The sequence below is a fragment of the Saccharomonospora iraqiensis subsp. paurometabolica YIM 90007 genome (assembly GCF_000231035.2).
Lineage (GTDB): Bacteria > Actinomycetota > Actinomycetes > Mycobacteriales > Pseudonocardiaceae > Saccharomonospora > Saccharomonospora paurometabolica.
In genome coordinates, this window is the sequence record NZ_KI912258.1 from 43,889 (window position 1) to 52,587 (window position 8,699).

Consider the following 8,699-nt stretch of genomic DNA (forward strand, 5'->3'; position numbering starts at 1 on the left):
GTCCGTGGCGGCGTAGGTGGTGGCGGTGACCAGGCCGTAGGCCAGGTGCGGCAGGGCGTCGCTGAGCCAGTCGGAAGCGCTCCAGGTGCGGGGGTCCGTCACCCCGAGGACGGCCATCGGGGCGTTCGCCCCGGCCATCGCGGCCACGGTCGCGACGACGCCGCCCACCAGCACCGGCGGGCGCCAGCCGAGGCCGTGCAGGACGCCGTAGCCCACGCCCACCGTCGTCCCCGTGACCATGCCCAGCAGCGCGCCGAGCCCCGACTTCCGGCTCTCCTGTTCCTGCGTGTTCCCCGGAAGTTCGGTGCCCGCCGCCCGGCTGATCTCCTCGATCGTCTGCTGCGGGGTGCCGCTGGACGGGCGGCCGCGCAGGGTCATGTCCAGGTAGGTGGCGGCGTGCAGGGCCGTGGTTCCTGCGGCGCCGGCCGCGGCGCCGCGCGCGAGGGAGGACAGCATGCGCGCCGGGTACCCCGCCCGGCCGCGGCGAACCGCGCGGGGTGCCGATCCGGTGACGGCGAGTGGTTCCACGCCGGGCGCCTTCGGGCTTTCAACCAGCGAAAATCTCGACGACAGTGTGTTGAGCGGGTTCACAGGCCGTGTGACGATGCCGCAATGAGCCAGCGTACGAGTCCCCCGTTCCGCGCCGACCACGTCGGCAGCCTGCTCCGTCCGCCCGAGCTGCACACGGCCCGGGAGAAGGCGGCGCGGGGCGAGATCACCCGCGACGAACTGAAGGCCGTCGAGGACGACGCGATCCGCGAGGTCGTCGAGCGGCAGCGCCGGGCCGGGCTGCGTTCGGCCACCGACGGCGAGTTCCGCCGTGCCTCCTGGCACATGGACTTCATCTACCAGCTCGACGGCGTGTCGCAGAGCGACGAGCGGATGGAGGTCCGGTTCCACAACGCGGCGGGCGACCTGAACTTCTCCCCGCCCAAGCTGCAGGTCGACGGCAAGGTCGGGCTGCGGGAGCCGATCTTCGCCGAGCACTTCGAGTTCCTCAAGTCGGTCACCGACCCGTCGGTGACGCCGAAGCTCACGATCCCGTCGCCGAGCATGGTGTACTACCGGGGCGGCCGTGCCGCCGTCGACGAGACGGTGTACCCGGACCTTGAGGACTTCTTCACCGACCTGAGCGCGGCCTACGGTGCGCAGATCGCCGCGATGGGCGAGCTCGGGTGCCGCTACCTGCAGCTCGACGACACCAGCCTGGCCTACCTCAACGACCCGAACCAGCGCGAGCTCGTGGCCCGCATGGGCGGCGACCCGGACACCCTGCACCTGCGCAACATCCGGACGATGAACGCCGCCCTGGAGCGCAAGCCCGAGGGCATGGCGATCACCACGCACCTGTGCCGGGGCAACTTCCGCTCCTCGTGGGCGGCCGAGGGCGGCTACGACTTCGTGTCCGAGGCCTTGTTCAACGAGCTGAATGTGGATGGCTACTTCCTGGAGTTCGACGACGAGCGCTCCGGCGGCTTCGAGCCGCTGCGCCACGTGCCGAAGGGCAAGTACGTCGTGCTCGGCCTGGTCACCACCAAGCGCGGTGAGCTGGAGTCGCTGGACTCCCTGCAGCGGCGCATCGAGCAGGCGTCCAAGTACATCGACGTCGATCAGCTCTGCCTGTCCCCGCAGTGCGGCTTCTCCTCCACCGAGGAGGGCAACGACCTCACCCGCGACGAACAGTTCCGCAAGCTCGAACGCATCGTCGAGACCGCCGAGAAGGTCTGGGGCTGACCGAGCCGGTCACCCTCCGTAGTGCCGTGAGGGGCACTTTCCCTGCGTCAGGTGCAGGGAAAGTGCCCCTCACGGCGTTCAACGCAGGAAAGGTGCCCTTCACGGCAACACCCCGGTGAGGGGTTGCGGGGGTGGGGGTGGCCGCGTTGGGTGGGGGTGTGCGGCACAGGGGTGAGAGTTCGGTGAGTGTGGTCGGGCGGGTGCTGGCCGTGTTCGACGCGTTCAGCCCGCAGCGGCCGGTGCTGACCCTGTCCGAGTTGAGCAGGCGGGCCGGGCTGCCGCTGTCCACCACGCACCGGATCGTGGGTGCGCTCACCGAGCACGGCGCACTCGAACGCGACGCCGACGGCGGCTACCGCGTCGGGCTGCGGCTGTGGGAGATCGCCTCGCTCGCCCCGCACGGCGCGCCGCTGCGGGACAGCGCGCTCCCGTTCCTGGAGGACCTCTACGAGGCCACCCACCAGAACGTCCAGCTCGCCGTGCTCGACGGCACCGACGTCGTCTACGTCGAGCGCATCGCCGGACGCGAGGCCATCCGGATCCGCTCGCGCGTCGGCGGGCGCATGCCGCCGCACGCCACCGGGGTCGGCCTCGTGCTGCTCGCCCACGCCGCGCCGGAGACCCAGGAGCGCGTGCTGGCCGGGCCGCTCACGCGATACTCGCCGAAGACCCTCGTCGACCCGACCCGGTTGCGCCGCGTACTCGCCGACGTGCGGCGGGACGGGTTCGTGCTCAGCGACGGCCAGATCGAACCGGACGCGGTTTCCGTCGCCGCCCCCGTCCGCGGTGCCGACGACACCGTGGTCGCCGCCATCTCGATCGTCGTCCCCGCGCAGGGCACCGACCCGTGGACCCTGGTACCCGCCGTCCGCGCCGCCGCGCACGGCATCTCCCGCACGCTCGGGGCGCCGCGTGCGGTCTCCCAGCCGCACGAGCCGGGCGAGCGTTCCCACCCGCGCGACCGGCCCTCCGCAAAACCGGAGAGCCGGCGGTCCGCCGGCCGCGGGCGCCCCCGGTCTTGACCGCACCGCGGCGCCGGCAGGACCCTCGCGTCCCGGTCCGCTCGTCGCACACGGCGGCGGTGGTCGGAACGGTTCTCGTGGGAAGAGAGGACTCCGGTGACGGACACCCGGGTTGGCATCGTCGGAGCGGGCCCCGCGGGCCTGGTGCTGTCCTACCTGCTGCACCTGCAGGGCATCGAGGCGGTGGTGCTGGAGGCCCGCAGCCGCTCCCACGTCGAGCAGCGCGTCCGCGCGGGCGTGTGCGAGCAGCCGACCGTCGAGCTGCTGCGTGAGATCGGGGTGGGCGCCCGAATGGAGGCTCAGGGGATGCCGCACCACGGTCTGTCGCTGCGGTTCGACGGGGCCGACCATCGGATCGACCTCACCGGGCTGACCGGCCGGTGCATCACCGTGTACGGCCAGCAGGAGATCGTGAAGGACCTGATCGCCGCGCACGAGGAGAAGGGCCTGCCGATCGAGTTCGAGGTCTCCGACGTCGCGCTGCACGACGTGGACGGCGACCGCCCACGGGTGAGCTACACCGACGCGGACGGTCACGCGCGGGAACTGCGCTGCGAGGCGATCGCCGGGTGCGACGGGTTCCACGGGGTGAGCAGGCCGTCGATCCCGGAGCGCGCGCTGACCACCTTCGAGCGGCACTACCCGTTCGCCTGGCTCGGCATCCTCGCGCGCACCCCGCCGTCGCACTCCGAGCTGATCTACACCCACCACGAGCGCGGCTTCGCCCTGCACAGCATGCGCTCGCCGGAGATCACCCGGCTGTACCTGCAGGTCGACCCGGACGATTCGGTGGACAACTGGCCGGACGACCGGGTGTGGTCGGAGCTGCGACTGCGGCTGGCCACCCAGGACGGCTTCACCCTGCGGGAGGGCCCGGTGCTGGAGAAGAGCATCGCGCCGATGCGCAGTTTCGTCGTGGAGCCGATGCAGTACGGCAGGCTGTTCCTCGCCGGCGACGCGGCGCACATCGTGCCGCCCACCGGGGCGAAGGGCATGAATCTCGCCATCGCCGACGTGCGCCACCTCGCCCGCGCCCTGAAGGCGCTGCTGCGCGACGGCGACCCGGCCCCGGCCGCCGCCTACTCGGCCACCTGCCTGAGCCGGGTGTGGCGGGCCGAGCACTTCTCCTGGTATATGACGTCGATGCTGCACACCGACCCGGCGACGGACGCCTTCGGGCGCAGGCTGCAGCTGTCCCAGCTGCGCTACACGGCGAGCTCCCGGCCCGCCGCGACCAGCCTCGCCGAGAACTACGTCGGTCTGCCGTTCGAGGGGCCGTGACCGGCCCGGCGGCCGGGTGTGCGCCGCGCCCGTGCCGCCGGAACCGTGCCGCCCGCGCAGCCGGTCAGGCCCGCTGTTCGGCGCGCGGGTCGGTCGCCCACGTGGTGTGGAAGATGCCCTCCCGGTCGGTCCGCCGGTAGGTGTGCGCGCCGAAGTAGTCCCGCTGCCCCTGCACCAGTGCGGCGGGCAACCGGTCGGCGCGCAGGCCGTCGTAGTAGGCCAACGCCGTGCTCAGCCCGGGCGTCGGGATGCCCAGCCGCACGGCGGTGGTCACGACGTTGCGCCAGGAGTCCTGCGCGCGCTCCACGGCGGTGCGGAACGTGCCGCTGGTCAGCAGGGTCGGCAGCGTCGGCTCCGCCCGGAACGCCGCCCGGATGTCGTCCAGGAACGTCGCCCGGATGATGCACCCGCCCCGCCAGATCGAGGCGACCGCGCCGAGGTCGATGTCCCAGCCGTACTCGGCGCTGCCCGCCTGGATCTGGTTGAACCCCTGTGCGTAGGCGACGACCTTGGAGGCGTACAGCGCCTGCTCGACGTCGTCGGCGAACCGCTCGGCCTCGGCTCCGGTCAGCGCCGCCCGCGCCGGGCCGGCGAGACCGCGGGCGGCCGCGCGCAGCTGGGTGTGCCCGGACAGCGACCGGGCGAACGTGGCCTCGGCGATGCCCGTGATCGGGACGCCGAGTTCGAGCCCGTTCTGCACCGTCCAGCGGCCGGTGCCCTTCTGCTCGGCCTCGTCGGCGACGACGTCGACGAATGGTCCGCCGGTGGTGGGGTCGGTGTGCGCGAGCACCTCGGCGGTGATCTCGATGAGGTACGAATCCAGCCTGCCGGTGTTCCAGGTGCGGAACACCTCGGCGATCTCGGCGGGGCCGTACCCGAGCGCCCCGCGCAGCAGGTCGAACGACTCGGCGATGAGCTGCATGTCCGAGTACTCGATGCCGTTGTGCACCATCTTGACGAAGTGGCCCGCGCCGTCCGGGCCCACGTGGGTGCAGCACGGCTCGCCGTCCACCTTCGCGGCGATGTCCTCCAGCAGCGGGCCGAGCGAGGCGTACGACTCGGCCGACCCGCCGGGCATGATGCTCGGGCCGTGCAGGGCCCCCTCCTCGCCACCGGAGACACCGGTGCCGACGAAGTGCAGCCCGCGTTCGCGCAGCGCAGCCTCCCGGCGGCGGGTGTCGGCGAAGTGGGCGTTGCCCGCGTCGATGATGATGTCCCCGGGATCGAGCAGCGGGGCGAACTCCTCGATCACGTCGTCGGTGGGGTCGCCGGCCTTGACCATGATGACCAGTCGGCGCGGCCGTTCGAGCGCGTCCACGAATTCCCGTGCCGAGTAGGTGGGCACGAACGTCCCCTCGGAGCCGAATCCCTCGACCAGCTCCCGGGTGCGGTGTTCGGTGCGGTTGTGCAGGGCGACCGTGTGGCCGTGCCGGGCGAGGTTGCGGGCCAGGTTGCGGCCCATGACCGCAAGGCCCGAGACGCCGATGCTCGCTTTCGTGGTCATGGCTGCCCACCTTACGCCGGGACGGGATTGCGCACGGTGTCCGAGATCCCGCCCGGGGCCATCCGGAGGAGTGATTCCGGACGGCCCGCCGTACGCGGTAACGTCTCCGCGCCATGGCCAGCACCGTGACCTCCCGCCGGAAGCAGCTCGGCAACGAGCTGCGGCACGCGCGTATCGCCGCCGGGTACACCCAGCAGCAGGTCGCCGACATCCTGGGGTGCACCCAGGGCAAGGTCAACAAGATCGAGTCCGGGTCGGTCGGGGTCAAGCTCGGCGACGTCCGTTCCATGCTGGACGCCTACGACATCGCGGGCGAGGAGGCGGAGACGCTGCTGGAGCTGGCCAGGGCCGCTGCCGGGCGGCGCGGGCAGTGGTCCGGCTACCGCTCGGTGGTGCCGCACTGGTTCCGCACCTTCACCGACCTGGAACCCGCCGCCGCCGAGATCCTCACCTGGCACGGCGAGCGGATCCCGGGGCCGTTGCAGTCCGAGCACTACATGCTCAAGCAGTTCACCGAGTTCGGCGCCACCGACGTCACCGCCCTGGTCCGCAACCGACTCGACCGCAAAACCGTCTTCGAGCAGCAGCACCCGCCGTACTACCGCTTCATCCTCAGCGAGGCGGCGCTGCACCGGGCCCCGGGAGGACACGCGCCCGCGGTGATGCTCGACCAGCTGGAACACATGCTGGAGCTGGACGAGCGCGACCGGGTGTACGTGCACGTGCTGCCGTTCGACGCGAAGCTCGCCGCGGTGCCCAACGACTTCACCGTCATGCGGTTCCCGGACCGCACCCGCGATTTCGTCTACATCGAACATTCCGCGGGCGGTGTCTACCTCGACGACGTCAAGGACTTCCAGATCTTCGTGGACGCCTGGGACCGGCTGCGCGGTGCCGCGTTGGAGCGGCAGGAGAGCAGACAGCTGTTGAAGCACTTCGCCCAGCGGTACCGGGAGTCACTGGAGTCCTGACCGCCTGATCCGGCGGATCCCTGACTCGCTGATCCGGCGGCGCACGTCACGCGCGGCACAGGTACCGGAGCGCGAACGGGTCGTCCACCGGCAGGAGCGGCCCGGGATGGCGCCGCGCGGACAGCCGGACGAAGCTGATTCCGAACCGCCCCCGCCGGATCCGGCGGGGGGCCTCCTGTTCGGCCGTCCGGTTCGCGCGTACGGCACTCACCGGCTCGACGTCGAGTCGTACGGCCATGCTGTTGCCACCATCCCCCACAGTTGTTGTCGATCTCTCAGCAGACCGACCCCGATCGCCCGCCTGTCTCTACCGATAGTAATAATCGTAGATGCGCAATAATCATGCTGTCGAGCCGAACCAGGGAATGTCGCACGGATGGAGGCATGCTTTGGTCGGATCGGCGGCATGGCGGCGAAAACCCGGGCCCAATGAACACGACCCGTAGTCGCCGTCACCGTGTACGGAGGGATGCCATGGCCGATTATGCCGGGAGAGTCGCCTACGACCCGACCACGGCCGAGAGCATGTTCGACCCCGGCGGATGGCGGAAGTCGTTCGCCAGCGAGCCCAACGGGGGCAACTGCGTCGAGGTCAACCTGACTCCGGGCCGGGTCGGCGTGCGGGACACCAAGCTCGCCGACAGTCCGGTGTTCGTTTTCGACGAGGGGGAGTGGGATGCCTTCGTCACGGCCGTGAAGGCGGGCCAGTTCGACCTGCCGCGCTGAGTCCCCGGCCCCGCGCCCGGGGCACGGCCGGGTGCGGACCCGGTGCTGTCACCGTCGGCGGTCATCGCCTACACTGTCCCGTGGACCCCCGCGACGTCCATCCTGTGAACCTCCCCAGGGCCGGAAGGCAGCAAGGATAAGCAGGCTCTGACGGGTGCGGGGGTCCCCTTTCTGCCCGGGTGAAACCCCTCCTCCGCGGGCACCGCTGTCGCCGGTGGGCGGTACTCTCGCGCCCGTGGCACTAGCGCTGTACCGCAAGTACCGACCCTCCAGTTTCGGCGAGGTCGTCGGCCAGGACCACGTCACCGAGCCGTTGCGCACCGCGCTGGCCTCCGGCCGGATCAACCACGCGTACCTGTTCTCCGGCCCGCGCGGCTGCGGCAAGACGTCCAGTGCGCGCATCATGGCGCGCTCGCTCAACTGCGTCGAGGGCCCGACCCCGGAGCCGTGTGGGGAGTGCGGCCCGTGCGTGGCCCTCGCGCCGGGCGGGCCGGGCAGCGTGGACGTCACCGAGCTGGACGCGGCCAGCCACAACGGTGTCGACGACGCCCGTGAGCTGCGGGACCGCGCCTTCTACGCCCCGGCCGAATCGCGCTACCGGGTGTTCGTCATCGACGAGGCCCACATGGTCACCCCGCAGGGCTTCAACGCGCTGCTCAAGATCGTGGAGGAGCCGCCGGAACACCTGATCTTCATCTTCGCCACGACCGAGCCGGACAAGGTGCTGGCGACGATCCGGTCGCGGACGCACCACTACCCGTTCCGGCTGATCCCGCCGAGTGCGATGCGGGAGCTGCTGGAGCGCAACGTGGCCGCCGAGGAGATCACGGTCGAGCCCGCGGTGTATCCGCTGGTCATCCGTGCGGGCGGCGGGTCGGCACGGGACACCCAGTCGGTGCTGGACCAGCTCATCGCGGGTGCGGGCCCGGACGGCGTGACCTACGAGCGCGCCGTGGCCCTGCTCGGGGTCACCGATGTGGCGCTGATCGACGCGATGGTGGACGCGCTGGCCGCGCAGGACGCAGGCACCGTCTACGGCACGGTGGAACGCCTCGCCGAGGCCGGGCACGACCCGCGCCGGTTCGCCAGCGACCTGCTCGACCGGCTCCGGGACCTCGTCCTGCTGCGTTCGGTGCCGACCGCGGCGGAGACGGGGCTGGTGTCGGCGCCCGAGGAGCAGATCGAGCGCATGGTGAGCCAGTCCCAGCGCATCGAACCGGGCACGCTGACCCGCTACGCCGAGATCCTGCACAACGGGCTGCTCGACATGCGCGGGGCGACCTCGCCCCGGTTGGTGCTGGAGCTGCTGTGCGCGCGGATGCTGTTGCCGGAGGTCTCCGGGGACGAGGCCGCGATGCTGCAACGTCTGGAGAGCCTGGAACGCAGGTTCGGCGCGGGCGAGGTCGCGCCCCCGCAGGCTGCGGCCGCGCAAGCGCCGGCCGCGCAAGCGCCGGACGCGCA

9 protein-coding genes and 1 other RNA gene are annotated in these 8,699 nt (G+C 71.5%); 7 read left to right on the forward strand and 3 right to left on the reverse strand.

From position 1 onward, the window contains the following. Window positions 1-456 (reverse strand): hypothetical protein (locus SACPADRAFT_RS33295; RefSeq protein WP_007025413.1); only part of this gene is annotated, 456 nt, incomplete at its 3' end. 156 nt (window positions 457-612) lie between these two features. On the opposite strand from SACPADRAFT_RS33295, the gene SACPADRAFT_RS0219435 reads away from it, so the two are divergent. The 3 genes from SACPADRAFT_RS0219435 (at window position 613) to SACPADRAFT_RS0219445 (ending at window position 4,037) form a co-directional block, all read left to right on the forward strand. Beyond that, window positions 613-1,734 carry a 5-methyltetrahydropteroyltriglutamate--homocysteine S-methyltransferase gene (locus SACPADRAFT_RS0219435; RefSeq protein WP_007025412.1) on the forward strand — a complete coding sequence of 374 codons (1,122 nt, stop codon included), beginning with the start codon at window positions 613-615 and terminating at the stop codon, window positions 1,732-1,734. A gap of 182 nt (window positions 1,735-1,916) precedes the next feature. Then, entirely contained in the window at window positions 1,917-2,756 is an 840-nt protein-coding gene (locus tag SACPADRAFT_RS0219440) for an IclR family transcriptional regulator (RefSeq protein WP_233357218.1), read from the forward strand. Window positions 2,757-2,852: 96 nt separating this feature from the next. Further along, window positions 2,853-4,037 (forward strand): 4-hydroxybenzoate 3-monooxygenase, encoded by a 1,185-nt coding sequence (locus tag SACPADRAFT_RS0219445; protein WP_007025410.1) that lies wholly within the window; start codon window positions 2,853-2,855, stop codon window positions 4,035-4,037. Window positions 4,038-4,101: 64 nt separating this feature from the next. On the opposite strand, the gene gndA is transcribed toward SACPADRAFT_RS0219445, so the two are convergent. Then, the gene (gene gndA / locus SACPADRAFT_RS0219450) at window positions 4,102-5,541 is read right to left on the reverse strand and encodes an NADP-dependent phosphogluconate dehydrogenase (RefSeq protein WP_007025409.1); all 1,440 of its coding nucleotides are present in this window, start codon (window positions 5,539-5,541) and stop codon (window positions 4,102-4,104) included. Between the two features lie 113 nt (window positions 5,542-5,654). On the opposite strand from gndA, the gene SACPADRAFT_RS0219455 reads away from it, so the two are divergent. Then, a complete protein-coding gene (locus SACPADRAFT_RS0219455) occupies window positions 5,655-6,512 on the forward strand; it encodes a helix-turn-helix domain-containing protein (protein ID WP_007025408.1) in 858 nt (285 codons plus the stop codon). Between the two features lie 46 nt (window positions 6,513-6,558). Here SACPADRAFT_RS0219455 and SACPADRAFT_RS0219460 read toward each other — a convergent pair whose 3' ends face one another. Next, window positions 6,559-6,750 carry a hypothetical protein gene (locus SACPADRAFT_RS0219460; protein ID WP_007025407.1) on the reverse strand — a complete coding sequence of 64 codons (192 nt, stop codon included), beginning with the start codon at window positions 6,748-6,750 and terminating at the stop codon, window positions 6,559-6,561. Window positions 6,751-6,986: 236 nt separating this feature from the next. On the opposite strand from SACPADRAFT_RS0219460, the gene SACPADRAFT_RS0219465 reads away from it, so the two are divergent. From SACPADRAFT_RS0219465 to SACPADRAFT_RS28835, 3 genes are all read left to right on the forward strand, one after another. Next, on the forward strand, window positions 6,987-7,238 hold the full coding sequence (locus SACPADRAFT_RS0219465) for a DUF397 domain-containing protein (protein WP_007025406.1): 252 nt from the start codon (window positions 6,987-6,989) through the stop codon (window positions 7,236-7,238). A 77-nt stretch (window positions 7,239-7,315) separates the two neighbouring features. Then, an RNA gene (ffs, locus tag SACPADRAFT_RS30815) (signal recognition particle sRNA small type) lies at window positions 7,316-7,412 on the forward strand. 61 nt (window positions 7,413-7,473) lie between these two features. Next, window positions 7,474-8,699 (forward strand): DNA polymerase III subunit gamma and tau (locus SACPADRAFT_RS28835; RefSeq protein ID WP_157577238.1); only part of this gene is annotated, 1,226 nt, incomplete at its 3' end.

Excerpts from the sequence above, each read along its gene's own strand:
- SACPADRAFT_RS0219460 (WP_007025407.1), bottom strand. The coding sequence starts at position 6,750 with ATGGCCGTACGACTCGACGTCGAGCCGGTGAGTGCCGTACGCGCGAAC.
- SACPADRAFT_RS0219435 (WP_007025412.1), top strand. The coding sequence starts at position 613 with ATGAGCCAGCGTACGAGTCCCCCGTTCCGCGCCGACCACGTCGGCAGC.
- SACPADRAFT_RS0219465 (WP_007025406.1), top strand. The coding sequence starts at position 6,987 with ATGGCCGATTATGCCGGGAGAGTCGCCTACGACCCGACCACGGCCGAG.
- SACPADRAFT_RS0219455 (WP_007025408.1), top strand. The coding sequence starts at position 5,655 with ATGGCCAGCACCGTGACCTCCCGCCGGAAGCAGCTCGGCAACGAGCTG.
- gndA (WP_007025409.1), bottom strand. The coding sequence starts at position 5,541 with ATGACCACGAAAGCGAGCATCGGCGTCTCGGGCCTTGCGGTCATGGGC.